17 protein-coding genes are annotated in these 17,062 nt (G+C 51.0%); 15 read left to right on the top strand and 2 right to left on the bottom strand.

What is annotated here, in order from left to right; all coding sequences use genetic code 11:
• Positions 1-225: 225 nt before the first annotated feature.
• The 11 genes from H8L32_RS01705 (at position 226) to H8L32_RS01655 (ending at position 10,837) form a co-directional block, all read left to right on the top strand.
• Positions 226-1,404 carry an acetyl-CoA C-acyltransferase gene (locus tag H8L32_RS01705; protein ID WP_186945426.1) on the top strand — a complete coding sequence of 393 codons (1,179 nt, stop codon included), beginning with the start codon at positions 226-228 and terminating at the stop codon, positions 1,402-1,404.
• A gap of 92 nt (positions 1,405-1,496) precedes the next feature.
• Positions 1,497-3,314 (top strand): acyl-CoA dehydrogenase, encoded by a 1,818-nt coding sequence (locus tag H8L32_RS01700; RefSeq protein WP_186945425.1) that lies wholly within the window; start codon positions 1,497-1,499, stop codon positions 3,312-3,314.
• Between the two features lie 128 nt (positions 3,315-3,442).
• Positions 3,443-4,237 carry an SDR family oxidoreductase gene (locus tag H8L32_RS01695; protein ID WP_186945424.1) on the top strand — a complete coding sequence of 265 codons (795 nt, stop codon included), beginning with the start codon at positions 3,443-3,445 and terminating at the stop codon, positions 4,235-4,237.
• Between the two features lie 11 nt (positions 4,238-4,248).
• Positions 4,249-4,722 (top strand): PaaI family thioesterase, encoded by a 474-nt coding sequence (locus tag H8L32_RS01690; RefSeq protein ID WP_186945423.1) that lies wholly within the window; start codon positions 4,249-4,251, stop codon positions 4,720-4,722.
• A gap of 104 nt (positions 4,723-4,826) precedes the next feature.
• Positions 4,827-6,086: a serine hydrolase domain-containing protein gene (locus tag H8L32_RS01685; protein ID WP_230412019.1), complete on the top strand. Its 1,260-nt coding sequence runs from the start codon at positions 4,827-4,829 to the stop codon at positions 6,084-6,086.
• A 7-nt stretch (positions 6,087-6,093) separates the two neighbouring features.
• The gene (locus H8L32_RS01680; RefSeq protein WP_186945421.1) at positions 6,094-7,104 is read left to right on the top strand and encodes an NADP-dependent oxidoreductase; all 1,011 of its coding nucleotides are present in this window, start codon (positions 6,094-6,096) and stop codon (positions 7,102-7,104) included.
• A gap of 33 nt (positions 7,105-7,137) precedes the next feature.
• Entirely contained in the window at positions 7,138-8,070 is a 933-nt protein-coding gene (locus H8L32_RS01675; protein ID WP_186945420.1) for a glutathione S-transferase family protein, read from the top strand.
• A gap of 57 nt (positions 8,071-8,127) precedes the next feature.
• On the top strand, positions 8,128-9,027 hold the full coding sequence (locus tag H8L32_RS01670) for an SDR family oxidoreductase (protein WP_186945419.1): 900 nt from the start codon (positions 8,128-8,130) through the stop codon (positions 9,025-9,027).
• 33 nt (positions 9,028-9,060) lie between these two features.
• Positions 9,061-9,957 (top strand): alpha/beta fold hydrolase, encoded by an 897-nt coding sequence (locus H8L32_RS01665; RefSeq protein ID WP_186945418.1) that lies wholly within the window; start codon positions 9,061-9,063, stop codon positions 9,955-9,957.
• A 5-nt stretch (positions 9,958-9,962) separates the two neighbouring features.
• Positions 9,963-10,406: an acyl-CoA thioesterase gene (locus H8L32_RS01660; RefSeq protein ID WP_186945417.1), complete on the top strand. Its 444-nt coding sequence runs from the start codon at positions 9,963-9,965 to the stop codon at positions 10,404-10,406.
• Positions 10,403-10,837: a GNAT family N-acetyltransferase gene (locus tag H8L32_RS01655; protein WP_186945416.1), complete on the top strand. Its 435-nt coding sequence runs from the start codon at positions 10,403-10,405 to the stop codon at positions 10,835-10,837. The genes H8L32_RS01660 and H8L32_RS01655 overlap by 4 nt, the downstream gene beginning before the upstream one ends.
• Positions 10,838-10,906: 69 nt before the next feature.
• On the opposite strand, the gene H8L32_RS01650 is transcribed toward H8L32_RS01655, so the two are convergent.
• Complete coding sequence (locus tag H8L32_RS01650) at positions 10,907-11,239, bottom strand: DUF962 domain-containing protein (protein WP_186945415.1); 333 nt, start codon at positions 11,237-11,239, stop codon at positions 10,907-10,909.
• 513 nt (positions 11,240-11,752) lie between these two features.
• Here H8L32_RS01650 and H8L32_RS01645 point away from each other — a divergent pair.
• The 4 genes from H8L32_RS01645 to H8L32_RS01630 all read left to right on the top strand — a co-directional run bounded on the left by H8L32_RS01645 (position 11,753) and on the right by H8L32_RS01630 (position 16,416).
• Complete coding sequence (locus H8L32_RS01645; protein WP_186945414.1) at positions 11,753-13,504, top strand: methyl-accepting chemotaxis protein; 1,752 nt, start codon at positions 11,753-11,755, stop codon at positions 13,502-13,504.
• Positions 13,505-13,682: 178 nt separating this feature from the next.
• Positions 13,683-14,237: an adenylyl-sulfate kinase gene (gene cysC / locus H8L32_RS01640; RefSeq protein ID WP_230412036.1), complete on the top strand. Its 555-nt coding sequence runs from the start codon at positions 13,683-13,685 to the stop codon at positions 14,235-14,237.
• A gap of 11 nt (positions 14,238-14,248) precedes the next feature.
• On the top strand, positions 14,249-15,259 hold the full coding sequence (locus H8L32_RS01635; RefSeq protein WP_186945413.1) for a hypothetical protein: 1,011 nt from the start codon (positions 14,249-14,251) through the stop codon (positions 15,257-15,259).
• Positions 15,260-15,345: 86 nt separating this feature from the next.
• Positions 15,346-16,416 (top strand): sulfotransferase family protein, encoded by a 1,071-nt coding sequence (locus tag H8L32_RS01630; RefSeq protein ID WP_186945412.1) that lies wholly within the window; start codon positions 15,346-15,348, stop codon positions 16,414-16,416.
• 19 nt (positions 16,417-16,435) lie between these two features.
• Here the strand turns inward: H8L32_RS01630 and H8L32_RS01625 are convergent, their stop codons facing one another.
• Entirely contained in the window at positions 16,436-17,059 is a 624-nt protein-coding gene (locus H8L32_RS01625) for a LysE family translocator (protein ID WP_186945411.1), read from the bottom strand.
• Positions 17,060-17,062: the final 3 nt, after the last annotated feature.

The following is a 17,062-nucleotide window of genomic DNA, read 5'->3' as shown; positions in this document are numbered from 1 at the left end:
TGTGATATTCTAGTTTTTGAGCTTGAACTGACTTCATCGGTCGTCGGGATGGAGCAAGTTCAGGCAGGAATGCAAATGTATGCTGATGAAGGGTTTGGGCGGGCAGGATTGCAACAGGGATGCTTGTAATATCGGTGTCCCGGGCCATGCCGGCAGGCAATACCTGCACTACAGCGTTGCACAATAGCGCTGCACTATAAAATACTTACACCATAGGAGATCTACATGTCTGATGCAGTTATCGTATCCACCGCACGTACCGGCCTGGCAAAATCCTGGAAGGGCGCTTTCAATATGACACATGGCGCCACGATGGGCGGACATGTACTCGACGCTGCCATTCAGCGCGCCAAGATTGATGCGGCAGAAGTGGAAGATGTCATCATGGGTTGTGCCACGCCAGAAGGCGCGACCGGCAGCAATATTGCCCGTCAGATTGCCTTGCGTGGTGGTTGCCCGGTCACCACAGCCGGTATGACGGTGAACCGTTTTTGCTCATCAGGCTTGCAGACGATAGCGCTGGCAGCACAACGTATTATTGCCGGTGAAGGCGATATCTATGCAGCAGGCGGTGTTGAATCCATTTCTTGCGTACAAAATGAAGCCAATAGCCACATGATCGTGGAAACCTGGTTGAAGCAACACAAGCCAGAAGTGTATTGGCCTATGCTGCAAACAGCAGAGACTGTTGCCAAACGCTATGGCATTCCGCGTGAACGTCAGGATGAATACGGCGTACAAAGCCAGTTGCGCGCTGCTGCGGCACAGGCTGCCGGTTTGTTTGATGCTGAAATCGTGCCGATGACTACGGTCATGGGTGTGGCAGACAAGGCTACCGGTATGTTGGTCACCAAAGAAGTCACCATTTCTGCGGATGAAGGCATACGTGCTGATACGACACTCGAAGGCGTATCCAAAATCCGTACTGCCGTCCCAGGTGGTGTTATTACTGCTGGCAATGCCAGCCAGTTTTCTGATGGCGCATCGGTCGCTATTTTGATGAACAGCAAACTGGCCGAAGCAAAGGGCTTGCAACCACTGGGTATTTTCCGTGGATTTGCGATTGCTGGCTGTGAACCGGATGAAATGGGCATAGGCCCGGTATTTGCGATTCCAAAATTATTGAAAAAAGCCGGCTTGAAAGTCGAAGATATCGGCTTGTGGGAACTGAATGAAGCTTTTGCGGTACAGGTATTGTATTGCGCAGACAAACTCGGCATTCCTATGGACAAGCTGAACGTCAACGGCGGTGCGATTGCGGTTGGCCATCCTTACGGTGTGTCAGGCGCGCGTCTGACAGGCCATGCCCTGATCGAAGGCAAGCGCCGTGGTGCGAAATATGTCGTGGTGACCATGTGTATTGGCGGTGGTCAGGGTGCAGCGGGATTGTTTGAAGTGGTTTAAGCTGGGTAGCATGTTGGGTGCTCATACTGCCTTGTGTTTGCAAGGCGGTGTGAGCAAGATTGGTATTTCATTTTTTCATCCAAAAAAACATCATGCAATCTAAAATTATTCCTCGCCGCGACCTCGATTTTTTGCTGTATGAATGGCTGAACGTAGAGTCACTGAATCAAAGGCCCCGTTTCGCTGATCATAATCGCGAAACCTTCAATGCGGCGCTGGATACCTGCGAGCAAATTGCCACGGATTTATTTGCCACCCACAATAAAAAGAATGACCAGAATGAGCCACATTTCGATGGCGAAACTGTACACATCATTCCAGAAGTCAAAACAGCGCTGAAAGCGTTTTGCGAAGCAGGTCTGATGGCGGCAGGGCAGGATTTTGATGTTGGCGGCATGCAATTGCCCTGCGTGGTCGAAAAAGCCGGTTTTGCCTATTTCAAAGGCGCGAATGTCGGTACTTCGTCTTACCCTTTCCTGACCATAGGCAATGCCAATACCCTGCTCAAATGCGGTACGCCTGAGCAGATTGAAACCTTTGTCAAACCCATGCTGGATGGACGTTTCTTTGGCACCATGTGTCTGTCTGAACCGCAGGCAGGTTCTAGCCTGTCGGACATCGTCACCCGGGCAGAACCGCAAGAAGATGGTAGCTATCGCCTGACCGGTAACAAGATGTGGATATCTGCCGGTGAGCATGAACTGGCCGAAAACATCGTCCACCTGGTGCTGGCCAAGGTGCCAGATGAAAACGGCAAGCTGATACCTGGCGTCAAAGGTATCTCACTTTTCATCGTACCCAAAAAACTGGTCAATTCCGATGGTAGTCTGGGCGAGCGCAATGATGTGGTGCTGGCCGGGTTGAACCATAAAATGGGCTACCGTGGCACCACCAATTGCCTGCTCAATTTTGGTGAAGGTAAATTCAAACCTCAAGGCAAGGCAGGCGCCATTGGCTATCTGGTCGGCACACTGCATCGTGGTATGGCCAATATGTTCCACATGATGAATGAGGCGCGCATTGGTGTTGGCCTGGGTGCTGTCATGCTGGGGTACACTGGTTACCTGCATGCGCTGGATTATGCGCGCAATCGTCCGCAAGGCCGTGCCCCGCTGAACAAAGACCCGGTCGCACCGCAAATCCCTATCATCCAGCATACCGATGTCAAGCGCATGCTGCTGGCACAAAAAACCTATGTGGAAGGTGGCTTGGCGCTGAACTTGTTCTGTGCCCGTCTGGTCGATGAAGAACGTACCGGCACGACACCGGAAGCACGCATCCATGCGGCGCAGATGCTGGAAATATTGACGCCTATTGCCAAATCCTGGCCCTCACAATGGTGCCTGGAAGCCAATAACCTGGCAATACAGGTGCACGGCGGCTATGGCTATACACGCGAATACAATGTCGAGCAATTTTATCGTGACAACCGTCTGAACCCCATCCATGAAGGCACGCACGGCATACAGGGGCTGGATTTGCTGGGCCGCAAAGTCGTCATGCACGACGGCGCAGCACTGGAAGCACTGGGCGAAGTCATGCACAAAACCTTAACGCGGGCTACCCATCATCCTGAACTGCTGGATTACACCAAATCACTGGCGCGGGTACTGCAAAGGCTGGCAACGACAACACAGAAACTGCATGGCTGCGGTGACACCAACAAGACACTCGCAAATGCCTCGCTGTATCTGGAAGTGTTCGGGCATGCCGTGGTGGCCTGGATCTGGCTGGAGCAGGCTCTGCTTTGTCTGGGCAAGGAACATCATCACGATGCGGATTTTTATGCCGGTAAGTTGCAGGCCTGCAAATATTTCTTCCATTGGGAATTGCCACGTGTACATCCGCAACTGGATCTGCTTTCCAATATTGATGTGACCACCTATGAAATGCAGGATGCCTGGTTCTGAGGCACACCTCATCCAATCTCATCCACTGACATTTTTATCTAATCATTCCCTATCAAGAGACAGTGATGCATGTGTGCCGGTATCAGTACACATGACATCCTGCCAAACCAAAAAAACAGGAGACTAGCATGACGACAGCGACACGTTCAGTACAACAGTTATTTGATCTGCGCGGCAAGACCGCACTGGTGACCGGTGGATCACGCGGCCTTGGCCTGCAAATGGCAGAAGCTTTGGGTGAGCAGGGTGCCAAAGTGGTGCTGTCTTCACGCAAGCAATCTGACCTGGATGAAGCTGTAGCGCATCTGAAAAGCCGTGGCATCGATGCCAGCGCGATTGCTGCCGACCTGTCGAAAGATGCGGCAGTGCAGCCACTGGTGGATGAAGCGCTGGCCCGTCTTGGACATATCGACATTCTCATCAATAACGCTGGCGCTACCTGGGGTGCACCGGCGGAAGATTATCCGGTCGATGCCTGGGACAAGGTGATGAACCTGAATATCCGCAGCATCTTTTTGATCTCGCAGGCAGTTGGCAAGCGTTCGATGATACCGCGCAAATATGGCCGCATCATCAATATTGCCTCGATTGCCGGGCTGGCTGGCAATGCGCCTGGCACCATGCAGACTATCGCATATAACACCTCAAAGGCGGCTGTCATCAACTTCACCCGCACTTTAGCTGGTGAATGGGGTGTGCATGGCATTACCGTCAACGCGATTGCGCCAGGATTTTTTCCATCCAAGATGACCAAGGGCATACTCGAACATCTGGGTGAAGAAAAACTCGCGCAGGAAGCACCCTTGCAGCGCATCGGTGATGATGAAGACCTGAAAGGCGTAGCCATGCTGTTCGCCAGCGATGCCGGCAAACACATTACTGGCCAGACCCTGGCCGTGGACGGCGGTGTGTCTGCGGTGTGACGGAGACAGACATGTCGCTTCCTGAAACTCCTGCGCCTTCCGCGCTTCCAATTTCCCAGCCAACACCGGTACTGAATCCCTTTTTGCATGATTTGGGGGTGGAGTTTCTGGAGATGGAAAATGGCCAGGCACGGCTGGCACTGGATCTGAGTGAGCGCCATATGAACAGCTGGCAAATTGCCCATGGCGGCGTCACCATGACCATGCTGGATGTGGTCATGGCAATGGCAGGACGTTCTCTCAGCAGCGATCTGAAGGGCGTGGTGACGGTAGAGATGAAGACCACATTCCTGCAACCCGGTGGTGTGCCGGGTGGCCGTATGGAAGCACGTGGCAAGGCTTTTCATCGGTCTACCACCATGTGCTTTTGCGAAGGCGAAGTCTGGAATGGTGACAAGCTGATCGCCAAGGCCATGGGTACGTTCAAGTATCTGCGACGCCTTAAATCTGGCGAGAATATGAAAAAACTGTACGGTAGTGATTGAAGTCAAAAAGTAGTGCCTGCAAGTCCAATAAAAAATATATGGAGACCAACATGCAGCAGACCCGCTTTGCCATTCTTGTCATAGCATTACTCGGTGGACCATTCATGAATATGTCTTTGGCACAAACTGCCTTGCCGGATGCCGAGGCAAGCGACCCGCAAAAATTGGGCTGGATGCAGGGTTTTCCGCCTGCACCGGACAAGATCATCAAGTTTGCCAATGGCAGTAATTATCAGTTCCCGCGTACGCGCTGGTCGTTTTCGCACGGACGTGAACTGGGACCAACCAGCAATATATGGCATGGGACAGGGCCGGTATCGGCTTTGCCTGTGGCCTTAGGTAAACCAGGTGAGCTTGATCAGTTACGTTTTGCAGATGAAAAGGGCACCGACATCAGTTGGGTCGACATGCAGGCCCGTACCTACACCGACAGCATACTGGTGCTGCATAAGGGCAAAATCGTCTACGAGCGCTACCTGGGTATTACCAAGCCACATTTACCGCATATTGCAATGTCGGTCACCAAATCCTTTGTCGGCACGCTGGCGGCTAGCCTGGCAGCAGAGGGCAAACTTGATCCCATGGCGTCCGTTACGCAATATATTCCTGAACTGAAAGATACTGCCTATGGCGATGCTACGGTGCGCCAGGTCATGGATATGACGATAGGTGTGCAGTATTCTGAAGTTTATGCTGACCCCAAGGCAGAAATCTGGGATTACGCCAGATCAGGCGGTTTGCTGCCGACAGCGCCAACTTACGATGGCCCCAAAACCTTTTACGATTTCCTGGTGAAATTAAAAAAAGAAGGCAGGCATGATGAAGCCTTTGCCTACAAAACCGTGAATGCGGAGGTGCTGGCCTGGATACTCAGGCGAGCAAGCGGGCAAAATCTGTCTGATCTGTTATCTGAGCGTATCTGGCAAAAACTGGGTACCGAGAACGATGCCTATTTTGCGGTAGACAGCGTAGGTACCGAGCAGGGTGGTGGTGGTTTGAACCTGACGCTGCGTGATATGGCACGCTTTGGTGAAATGATGCGTCTGAATGGCAAATTCAATGGGCAGCAAATCATTCCTGCCGCTGCAGTAGAAGACATACGCAAAGGCGCTGACCCGGCCAGGTTTGCCAAGGCAGGCTATGCTACCTTGCCCGGTTATTCATACCGCAATATGTGGTGGGTAGGGCATAACAGCCACCAGACATTTGAAGCCCGTGGCATACATGGGCAGCGTATTTATATCGATCCGGTGGCCGAAATGGTCATCGTTAAATTTTCTTCCCATCCCGTCGCTGCCAATGGCGCGACTGACCCTGTCACTTACCGCGCCTTTCAGGCGATGGCAAATCACTTGATGAAATGAGTAAACCATGACGACTAATTCTCAACTTGCGTATCAACGTATCGTGCTGGCTTCCCGCCCCAAAGGACAGGTTGTGCCAGAAAATTTCCGGCTTGAATCTCTGCCTGTGCCAGAACTGAAAGATGGCGAATTACTGGTACGCAATCACTACATGTCGCTGGACCCTTACATGCGCGGCCGTATGGAAGATGCCAAAAGTTATGCCGCCCCACAAGTCATCGGTGAAACCATGATAGGTGGTACGGTCGGTGAAGTGGTCGCCAGCAAGAATGCCAAATTCAATGTCGGTGACAAGGTCATCGGCATGCTGGGCTGGTCAGAAATGGGGGTTTCTGATGGCTTGCTGTTGCGTAAAGTCGATACAACCCATATTCCCTTGTCGGCTTACCTGGGCTCAGTCGGCATGCCTGGCCTGACAGCCTGGTATGGCCTGACCCAGATCATGCAACCCAAGGCTGGTGAAACCGTCGTGGTATCGGCTGCCAGTGGCGCGGTGGGCAGCGTGGTTGGTCAATTGGCCAAACAGATGGGATGTCGCGTGGTTGGTATTGCTGGCGGCGTGGATAAATGTGCTTATGTCGTCAATGAACTGGGTTTTGATGCCTGTATCGATTACAAGGCGGGCAATCTGGAAGCTGATCTGGCTGCCGCAACACCGGACGGTATTGATGCCGTTTTTGAAAACGTCGGTGGTGATATTTTCGATGCCAGCCTGGCGCGTATGAATGCCTTTGGTCGTATTGCCCTGTGCGGTTTGATTGCGGGTTATAACGGTGAACAGATGAGTATCAAAAATGCCCGCGTATTTTTGACCATGCGTTTGACCATGCGCGGCTTTATCGTTTCCGAACACATGGATTTGTGGCCGCAGGGTTTGAAAGAACTGGGCGGCCTGGTCGCGACGGGTAAATTGAAATTCCGTGAATCGGTCGCTGAAGGAATTGCCGCTGCGCCGGAGGCATTTATCGGTCTGTTGAAAGGCAAGAATTTCGGCAAGCAACTGGTGAAACTGATTTAGGCTAATTTTTAAACCTGAAAGCGTAGCGCAACCATGTCCGATATCATCTTTCATCATTTTGCGGTTTCCCCGTTTTCCGAAAAAATCCGTTTGATTTTCGGCTTTAAACAATTGAACTGGAAATCAGTCACGGTGCCCACCATCATGCCCAAGCCTGATGTGACGGCATTGACCGGCGGTTATCGACGTACGCCCCTGTTACAAATTGGCGCGGATGTTTATTGCGATACTTCGCTGATTGCCGAAGTGCTGGAGAAGCGTGTACCTTCACCTTCATTATATCCCGCTGCCATCAGCGGCCTGGCGCGCAACCTGGCGCAATGGGCGGACAGTACCTTGTTCTGGACGGTAATCCCGTACGCATTTCAACCAGCAGCCATTCCTTCCTTGTTCGGCAATATCAGTGCGGAAGAAATGCAGGCCTTTAGCGCCGACCGCACCGCCATGCGTGGTAACGCGCCACGTACCAGCCTGGGGGAAGCCAAAGGGCAGCTATCTGAATATTTAAGGCGCCTTGAAAATATGCTCAGTGGTGATACTCCATTTCTATTGGGGGCACAAGCCAGCATTGCGGATTTTTCTGTCTACCAGGCATTGTGGTTGATACGCTTGGCACCGGCAATCAGCACTATCTTTGACACATATCCCAAACTGTTGAAGTGGATGGATCTGGTTGCCGCTTTTGGCCATCATCAGTCCGAAACTTTAAGCAGTACAGACGCGCTGGATATCGCAAAAAATGCGCAGGGTTTTGATATAGAGGGGCGCAAGTTTTTTGATAGCCACGGCATACCTTTGGGTGAGCAGGTTGTCATCATGCCGACTGACTATGCGCTGGACCCGGTCGCGGGTGAACTGGTGATTGCCAGTGACAATGAATTGGCCGTGCGTCGCCAAGATGAACGGGCTGGGACAGTGGTCGTGCATTTCCCACGCGTAGGCTTCCAGATGAAACGCGTAAAATAAATTCAGGCAAAGTGCACAATTTAAAAATCATTAAATAAACTAATTACAGGAGACAACATGAAAGTATTTAAAGACAGAGTAGCCGTCATCACCGGTGGTGCCAGCGGTTTTGGCCGTGAGTTTGCGATTATCGGTGCACGCCTGGGTATGAAGCTGGTGCTGGCTGATGTGCAGCAAGATGCCCTGGATAAAACCAAAGCAGAGCTGGAAGCGCAAGGTGCACAGGTGCTGGCCATGCGTTGCGATGTACGCCACGCAGAAGAAGTGCAGGCCCTGGCTGATGCCGCCATGGAAAAATTCGGTGCCGTGCATCTGGTATTCAATAATGCCGGTGTTGGCTCTGGCGGCCTGATCTGGGAAAACACCCAGGCTGACTGGGATTGGGTGATAGGCGTCAATCTTTGGGGTGTGATTCATGGCGTGCGTATCTTCACTAACCTGATGCTGGAATGTGCGAAGAAAGACCCGCAATTTGAAGGCCATATCGTGAATACGGCTTCCATGGCAGGCTTGCTCAATGCACCGACCATGGGTGTGTATAACGTCTCCAAACATGCTGTGGTGTCTTTGTCAGAATCCCTGTATCAGGATTTGAAACTGGTCGAAGCACCAATCGGCGCTTCTGTGTTGTGTCCGTATTTTGTGCCTACCGGCATTTCACAATCACATAGAAATCGCCCGGAAGACGTGCCAGGTTCTGCACCAACTGCCAGCCAAAGGGCGGCACAGGCCATGTCAGACAAGGCTGTGAATTCCGGCAAGGTGACCGCTGAAGAAGTGGCTGAAAACACCTTCAAGGCGATTGCTGACGAACAGTTCTATATCTTCTCGCATCCCGGTGCTCTGGGTAATGTGCAGGAACGTATGGAAGACATCGTCCTGCAACGCAACCCAGGTGACCCTTACAAGGCAGCGCCGCATATCCGTGACATGCTCAGAGCCAAGTTGAAGGCTTAATCATCACTTTGCAGGCATCAGGGAGAAGCATCAATGACAGCAGAAATAATAAGCAATCAGTTTGCCACACTGGACAATGGAACTCGCTTGCATTTTGCCAGCGCCGGTGAGCGGGGGCGGCCACTGATACTGTTCGTGCATGGCTTTCCAGAGTTCTGGTATGAATGGTCGGCTCAGTTGGCCGAATTTGGACAAGACTATTTTGCGGTAGCGCCGGATTTGCGCGGTTTCAATCTGTCCGACATGCCTGCCGATGTTGCCGCTTACAAGGCCAGGCATATCGTCGATGACTTGCGTTTGCTGATTGCCCATCTAGGTTATCAGCAAGCCACGGTCGTGGCCCATGACTGGGGTGGAGCGGTATGCTGGAATATGGCGATTGCCCTGCCTGCCTTGTTTGAAAAACTGATTATCATCAATTCGCCACATCCTTATCTGTTCATGCAGGCGCTGGCGACTGATCCTGCGCAAAAGACTTCCAGTGAATACATGAACTGGCTGCGTAATCCGGGTTCTGAGGACGCCCTGGCCAAGGATGATTTTGCTCTCATGGATGGTTTCTTTAACGGCATGGGGCAGGGCGATGCTGCCTGGTTTGATGCAGATACCCAGGCGGCTTACCATGCCTGCTGGGCACGTGGTTTGAGTGGCGGGGTCAATTACTATCGTGCTTCTCCACTGCATCCACCTACAGAAACCAATCCGGGGCCGTTGAAACTGAATCTGAATCCTGCTGATTTCCAGGTGAAGGTACCAACCCGTGTTATCTGGGGTGAAAACGACAAGGCGCTGCCCAAAACCTTGCTGGACGGTCTGGAGAATTTTGTTGACGATATCCAGATACAGCGTATTCCTGAAGGTTCACACTGGGTTATCCATGAACAGCCGGAACGCGTCAACCGTCTCATTCGTCAATTTTTGCAGAGTTAGGATTTATGGCCAAAGCAGATTTTGCTTTCTTTCATCGCTTGCGGGTACGCTGGTCAGAAGTCGATATGCAGGCGATTGTCTTCAATGGTAATTACCTCAATTATTTTGACGTGGCGTTTACCGAATACTGGCGTGCCACCGGTTTGCCGAATGTCATCACCCAGGCAGCTGAGGGCAAGGAACTGTTTGCCCGCAAATCCACGGTTGAATACATGGCACCCGCCAGGTTTGATGATGAGCTTGATATCGGTGTGCGTTGTGCCAGTATCGGTCGTTCTTCCATGCAATTCATCCTCGAAATTTATCTTGGTGAAAACCATTTGATATCTGGCGAGCTGGTGTATGTCTATGCCGATACCGAAAAACGCAAGGCAGTTGCCGTTAGCGATACATGGCGTGCGATAATTTCATCCTTTGAAACGCACCTGCCAGCGGATACCCGAACATGAATACTGAAAACCTGCGCCTGGTCATTGCCGACTGGGCTACCCTGCAAACAGATGCGCAGGGCGTGCGCTATGCCGTGTTTGTCATTGAACAAAAGATTCCGGCTGAACTGGAATGGGATGCAGCCGATGCACAGTGCGTGCATGCAGTTGCCTATGATGCAGATGGCAAGGCAGTTGGGACAGGACGCCTTTTGCCTGATGCACATATTGGCCGTATGGCTGTACTGGCAGAAGCACGCGGCCAGGGTGTCGGGGCAAAGATTTTGCGCGCTTTGATGAAAGAGGCGCAGGCGAGGGGTGATCAGGCCGTGCGCCTGAATGCACAGCAGTCAGCAGAAAATTTCTATCTCAAGGAAGGTTTTGTGCGCGACGGTGAACTGTTTGAAGAAGCTGGCATTCCCCATGTCAGCATGGTGTATCTGTTTGCCTGATTGTTTTCTGTTCTGATGCAATGCCGCTCTGGCCAAACGACAGGGCGATGGCAGGGCGGCATTGTCATTTCAGGTCTTGCGCGTTGTATCTTGCTGGCCAAAGCTGATTTTTCCAGTCAGTAATTGCCAGTACATGACCCAATCCCCCATGAAGGAAAACACTGGCTGTTTGAAAGAAGCGGGCCGGTTTTTCTCAAACATGAAATGTCCTATCCAGGCGAAACCATAGCCGCAGACAGGCGCACCCAGTAGAAACTGGCCATTACCGGTGTACGCAAACAGCGCTATGCAAAGCAGCACCAGACTGGACCCCATAAAGTGCAATTGCCGGCAGGTCCGGTTGCTGTGTTCTGTCAGGTAAAACGCATAGAACGCTGAAAAGTTCGTATATTTTTCTGCCATTGCCTTGTCTCCTCGCCCATCATTTTTTATTTTACTGATCTGGATTTAGCTGCTTCCCTGCTTGGTTTTAATGGCTAAATCAACCGCTAAATTAATCATTAAATCTACTGCTGTGCATTCAGATTTTTATTATGGATTAATCATCCGGTTTTTTAAACTGGTCTTATAGGTGTATGTAATTTGCAACGTGCGATCAGGACATGCAGGTGAGAAATTAAATTAATAAAAATACCAAATTGCAATATTGACATTATAAAAATATACACTAAGATGCAATCTGATATCTATTAAACAAATATGGTTATTTGGTTTTTGCTACTAAGAATTTGATGGTGATAGTCATAATTAATCTGTTTAAGTAATTGATATTAAACGGGAATATGCAAGTTAACAATATTTAATAATTTCCTTGTGGCATCAAAATCTATGTGGCAATATGTGCTTATGCATTAATTTGCAGCAAGCCCGGACCCAGTCAAACTTTTTAGCTGACTCACGTTTTTGGGAGAAATCATGAAGATTGAAAACTTGAAAGTCTCGACCAGGCTTATTACTGGTTTTGGACTGGTGTTGAGCTTGTTGCTGGTGGTTTTGTTGTTGGGGACCACGTATATGGCAAAGATGCATCAGCGCATGGAAGAAATTGCCAACGTCAATAATGTGCAATCCAAGCTGGCCTCGACCATGTACCTGACGGTGACCGAGCGTGCCCTGGCCTTGCGCAATCTTATCCTTTTGTCGGATGCTGCTGAAATTCAGATAGAGGTCAATCGTATCAAGGCGCAGGCAGGCAAATATGCTGATGCCGAAGAAAAACTCACCAAGATGCTCAAGGGAGATTCCAATGCATCCTCAGAAGAGCTGGCCTTGCTGGGCCGTATTCGCGACCAGGCCAGACTGTCTGAACCTTTCATCGCCAAAGCCGCTGAATTAGGTGTCAACAAGCAAGGCCCGGAAGCATACAAGATGCTGCGTTTTGAATTCCGCCCCATACAGAAAAAATGGTGGGAATTGCTGAGTGACATGATTGCTCTGGAAGAAAAACAGAACACAGATGCCATTGCGCAGGCAGAGCTTGATTACGCCAGTGCCAATAAGCTCATGTATATATTTGGTGCGGTTGCCCTGTTTGTCGGTGTGCTGGCTGCCTTGATGATCGTCAGGAGTCTGTTGAAACAACTGGGTGGCGAACCACGTTATGCCGTTACGATTGCCGAAAGAATTGCAGCAGGCGATCTGTCGGTACCGATACGCCTGGCTGACAAGGATACGCATAGTCTCATGCATGCCATGCAGGAAATGCAAAATGGGCTGGCCAGTATCGTTGGGCAGGTACGTTCAGGTACCGATACGATAGCAACTGCATCCAGGCAGATTGCATCCGGCAATATGGATCTGTCTTCACGCACTGAACAACAGGCTGGCTCGCTCGAAGAAACGGCTTCATCGATGGAAGAGCTGACTTCGACAGTCAAACAAAATGCGGACAGTGCAAGACAGGCCAATGTGCTGGCGCAATCTGCGTCGGATGTGGCTGTCAAGGGCGGCACTGTGGTGTCCGAGGTGGTGCAAACCATGGGTTCCATCAACACATCTTCCCGCAAGATTGTTGACATCATCGGTGTGATTGATGGCATTGCATTTCAAACCAATATTCTCGCATTGAACGCGGCAGTGGAAGCTGCACGTGCGGGTGAGCAGGGGCGTGGCTTTGCCGTGGTAGCAACAGAAGTGCGCAATCTTGCGCAACGTTCAGCCGAGGCAGCGCGTGAAATCAAGTTCCTGATTGATGATTCCGTCACCAAGGTGGATATCGGCGCAAAACTGGTTGATCAGGCGGGTGTCACGATGGAAGAAATCGTCGCCAGTATCAAACGCGTGACCAGCATCATGACTGAAATCATGATGGCCAGTCAGGAACAGACCGCAGGCATAGAGCAAATCAACGAAGCCATCGTGCAGATGGATGATGTGACCCAGCAAAATGCTGCTCTGGTGGAAGAAGCCGCCGCTGCTGCCAGTGCCTTGCAAAATCAGGCAGACGATTTGTCATCGCTGGTCAGCACCTTCCAGCTTGCATCCGAAAAATTTGCGGAACCTGGCTGGCGTGAGCCGATGGTCAACGATAAAAAAGTCGTCTCGCTGATCAAGAAGGCGACGATGGAAAAAAACAAGGCAAATGTCAAACAGATCAAACGGGTTACCAGCACAGGTAGTGCCAGTGCTGTCCGCAAAACGGACACGCAGGATTGGGAAGAATTCTGAAAGTAAACATCGTCTTTGTTGAACCGGGAGTCTGAAAATGCAAGTAAGCACAAGAGTACTGGACGAAGCGCCGAAAGAAAATGTGCAGGTTGAACGCAGGACCAAAATGGGGCGTTTTGTGCACAATCCACAGTCCCGTGTGGGAGACATCAACTGGCATTACGGCGCTGTCACTTCGATGGCACGCGAACGCTTGTTGCGCCAGAGTCCAGCGACCTTGTGGCTGACTGGCTTGAGTGGTGCGGGTAAATCGACGCTGGCATACGCACTGGAAAAACTCTTGCTGGAACGTGGCCATTGCTGCTTCGTGGTGGACGGGGATAACCTGCGGCATCACCTTAACAGTGATCTGGGGTTTTCACCGCATGACAGGCGTGAAAACATCCGCCGGGCTGCAGAGGTTGCCCACCTGCTCAATGAAGCCGGCATGATCGTTATTACGGCTTTTATTTCTCCATTTCAGGCTGACCGGGCCATGGCCAAAGAAATCATCAGTGAAGAACGTTTCATCGAAGTGCATGTCAGCACGCCTGGTGTGGTCTGCGAAAGACGTGACCCCAAAGGTCTGTATGCAAAAGCACGCAGGGGCGAGATACCAGAATTTACAGGTATCTCTGCACCGTATGAAGCACCGCAGGACCCTGATCTGGAAATCAATTCTGAAATGTTTACGATAGAAGAAGCAGCAGAAAAACTGTACAGGCACCTGATAGGATTGTGTTATATCAAATAGCGGGAAAATCCATGTTTGCCGATACCAACAATTCTGTACATGCCTATGATGTATTCAATGGTGATGCTGATGGCATTTGTGCCTTGCATCAACTCAGGCTGGCAGAACCGCGTCAGGCGAAATTAATTACCGGTGCCAAGCGGGATATCGATTTGCTGAGTCGTTTCAAATCACAGTTGGGTGACCTGCTGACTGTGCTGGATATTTCTCTGGACAGCAATATCGTGGCATTGCGCCAGCACCTTGCTGCCGGTGCAGAGATTACGTATTTCGATCACCATGCTGCGACGCAGGCTTTTACGCATGAACGCCTGCGTCTGCATTGCGATATGGCGGCAGATGTCTGCAGCAGCATACTGGTTAATCGTCATTTGAATGGCAAACATTGGAAATGGGCAGTAGTCGCCGCCTATGGTGACAATTTACCGGAAGTAGCCCAGGCCATTGCCAGTCAGGCTGGCCTGGATACATCGCAATGCAGCCAATTGCAAGAGCTTGGCACACTGTTCAATTACAACGCTTATGGCGAATCGGTGGATGACTTGCATTTTCATCCCGCAGTTTTGTACGGGGCAATACATGCCTATCTGGATCCTTTTGATTTTGTGAATAATGCCGTGCCGTTTTCTGTACTACGTGATGCGTATGCCAGCGACATGGCTGCCATGCAGGGCTTGCGGGCCTCTACGCAAAGTGAATTGTCTGCCGTCTATGTCTTGCCCGCACAAGCCTGGGCCAGGCGTGTTTCAGGCATCCTGGCGAATCAGTTAACACAGGAACAGCCTGGCAAATCCTTTGCCGTGCTGACGGCAAAGCCGGATGGCAGTTATGTTGTCAGCATACGTTCAGGTGATACCGACAATTGCCCGGCAAATCAATTCTGTACTGCGTTTGTCAGTGGCGGTGGGCGACGTGGTGCAGGTGGCATTAATCATTTACCGGCATCGGAAGTGGACAGTTTCATACAAACTTTTATTGCTTATTTCGAAAAAATGGAAAAACAGCAGTTCAGCCTGTCATAAGCAGGCAGGAAAGTAAGGCGATCTTTCGGGTTCAGACCTTTCAGATATTTCAAACCCTTTCAAAACTTAAGCATGGGGAGAGCATCATGGCAGGATCAGATAGTGTGACCAGCGTAAAAGAAGTGGCAACCGCCAGTAAGCGACCAACTCCTGTGCTGATGATACCGTTGCGACGTTGTGGCAGCCATGCCCTGCGTTTGCGTCTGAACAATAGCGAAGAATTTTATTCGCCTTATCCCCTGCATATTATCGATTTCATGCCTTTGGTTCCACGCTACGGCGATCTGGAGGATGATGAAAACTATTTCCGTCTGGTGGTTGATGTGGTTGGCTTGCAGGCTGCCAGCATGGTGAAATGGAAAGACATGGTATTTGATCCCGTGGATGTCTTTGAATCGATCCGGAACGACAAACGTAGCGTGCACAGGATATTGTGGGAGCTGCTGCTACGCACGGGCGAACATCACCATGCCAGCATCGTCATGGATAAATCGCTGGACAGCGTGCATTACGCAGAAGAGCTTTTGCAGATATTTCCGAATATGCTGTTCCTGAACGTGGTACGGGACCCCAGGGCCCAGGTTGCGTCCATGAACAAGGCCATCATTCATGATTATGATTCCACCCTGAACGCCATGGCCTGGCTGGAAGCGCATCAGTTGTCGCGCGATATCATACAGCGGCACCCTGATCAGGTATTGACGATACGCTATGAAGATTTTTTAAGTAACCAGGAAACGGTCTTGCGGGCGATTTGCACGTTTTTTGGCATCACATTTTTGCCGGAAATGCTGGATGTCAGCCATTCTGCCGAGGCGCAGCAAATATCTCATATGTCAGCCCTGTGGGAAACAAATCGCTTCCCGCCGGTGATGGCGAACAAGGACAAGTTCAAACAGCAGTTGAGCATGCGCGAAATTGAAGTAATAGAAAGCCTGACCAAGGAATTCATGCAACTGTATGGCTATGAATTGATGACCGATGCCAACCTGGAACTGAGCCAGGAGGTACTCACCGCCGCCAAGGAAAAATCCTGCAAGGGCAGGGAAGTGGCCTGGGACACACTCAAACATGACAATTACAAGGACTATGTCCTGCGCCGTTTCAGGGCAGATTATCTGGCAGGCCTGAACCAGCGCTTGCCCGCCCACGCATAAGAACGCCAGGCATACAGAATTAAACCAGTGCGACCATGATACCGGCCCCTGTCACCAGGGTGCCGGCAATTCTTTCTGTAATGACCGCATACCTTTCCTGCGTTGCCCAATGGCTGGCTTTGCTGGCCAGCATGCCATATCCCAGCAGGATAAAAAATTCCGGGATGATGGAACAGGCTGCCAGTATCATCATCTGCACACCGACCGGTTCTTTGGGGTCGATAAATTGCGGCAATATCGCCACGAACATCAGCAGGGTTTTGGGGTTGGTCAATTGCAGCATCAATGCGCTGCTGAATATCCTTCTGCCGCTGAGCGCCACTCCATCCAGTTTGGATATGGTCAGCGGTGATGGCTTGCCAAAAATGGCCGACAAGCCAAGATAGACAAGATAAGCCGCACCCAGATACTTGATCGCCATGAATACTTTGGGTGAAGCCAGTATCAGCGAACCTATGCCGGTCGCCGATACTGCAAAATAAATTGCATTGCCCGTCAATATCCCTAGCGTCACAAACAGTGATGTGCGCCAGCCGCGTGCTATGCCATACGCTACCACCATCATCACTGCCGGGCCGGGCGATAGCGACAGGGCCGCTTCGGTGGCGGTGAATAATGCCCAGCTTTCCAGTGTCATCGCCATCTT

This window comes from Undibacterium hunanense (genome assembly GCF_014284335.1).
Taxonomy (GTDB): Bacteria; Pseudomonadota; Gammaproteobacteria; order Burkholderiales; family Burkholderiaceae_D; genus Undibacterium; species Undibacterium hunanense.
Note: the sequence above shows the minus strand (reverse complement) of the source record. Positions and strands in the feature narration are given on the sequence as shown.

Excerpts from the sequence above, each read along its gene's own strand:
- H8L32_RS01705 (WP_186945426.1), top strand. The coding sequence starts at position 226 with ATGTCTGATGCAGTTATCGTATCCACCGCACGTACCGGCCTGGCAAAA.
- H8L32_RS01700 (WP_186945425.1), top strand. The coding sequence starts at position 1,497 with ATGCAATCTAAAATTATTCCTCGCCGCGACCTCGATTTTTTGCTGTAT.
- H8L32_RS01695 (WP_186945424.1), top strand. The coding sequence starts at position 3,443 with ATGACGACAGCGACACGTTCAGTACAACAGTTATTTGATCTGCGCGGC.
- H8L32_RS01690 (WP_186945423.1), top strand. The coding sequence starts at position 4,249 with ATGTCGCTTCCTGAAACTCCTGCGCCTTCCGCGCTTCCAATTTCCCAG.
- H8L32_RS01685 (WP_230412019.1), top strand. The coding sequence starts at position 4,827 with ATGAATATGTCTTTGGCACAAACTGCCTTGCCGGATGCCGAGGCAAGC.
- H8L32_RS01680 (WP_186945421.1), top strand. The coding sequence starts at position 6,094 with ATGACGACTAATTCTCAACTTGCGTATCAACGTATCGTGCTGGCTTCC.
- H8L32_RS01675 (WP_186945420.1), top strand. The coding sequence starts at position 7,138 with ATGTCCGATATCATCTTTCATCATTTTGCGGTTTCCCCGTTTTCCGAA.
- H8L32_RS01670 (WP_186945419.1), top strand. The coding sequence starts at position 8,128 with ATGAAAGTATTTAAAGACAGAGTAGCCGTCATCACCGGTGGTGCCAGC.
- H8L32_RS01665 (WP_186945418.1), top strand. The coding sequence starts at position 9,061 with ATGACAGCAGAAATAATAAGCAATCAGTTTGCCACACTGGACAATGGA.
- H8L32_RS01660 (WP_186945417.1), top strand. The coding sequence starts at position 9,963 with ATGGCCAAAGCAGATTTTGCTTTCTTTCATCGCTTGCGGGTACGCTGG.
- H8L32_RS01655 (WP_186945416.1), top strand. The coding sequence starts at position 10,403 with ATGAATACTGAAAACCTGCGCCTGGTCATTGCCGACTGGGCTACCCTG.
- H8L32_RS01650 (WP_186945415.1), bottom strand. The coding sequence starts at position 11,239 with ATGGCAGAAAAATATACGAACTTTTCAGCGTTCTATGCGTTTTACCTG.
- H8L32_RS01645 (WP_186945414.1), top strand. The coding sequence starts at position 11,753 with ATGAAGATTGAAAACTTGAAAGTCTCGACCAGGCTTATTACTGGTTTT.
- cysC (WP_230412036.1), top strand. The coding sequence starts at position 13,683 with ATGGCACGCGAACGCTTGTTGCGCCAGAGTCCAGCGACCTTGTGGCTG.
- H8L32_RS01635 (WP_186945413.1), top strand. The coding sequence starts at position 14,249 with ATGTTTGCCGATACCAACAATTCTGTACATGCCTATGATGTATTCAAT.
- H8L32_RS01630 (WP_186945412.1), top strand. The coding sequence starts at position 15,346 with ATGGCAGGATCAGATAGTGTGACCAGCGTAAAAGAAGTGGCAACCGCC.
- H8L32_RS01625 (WP_186945411.1), bottom strand. The coding sequence starts at position 17,059 with ATGGCGATGACACTGGAAAGCTGGGCATTATTCACCGCCACCGAAGCG.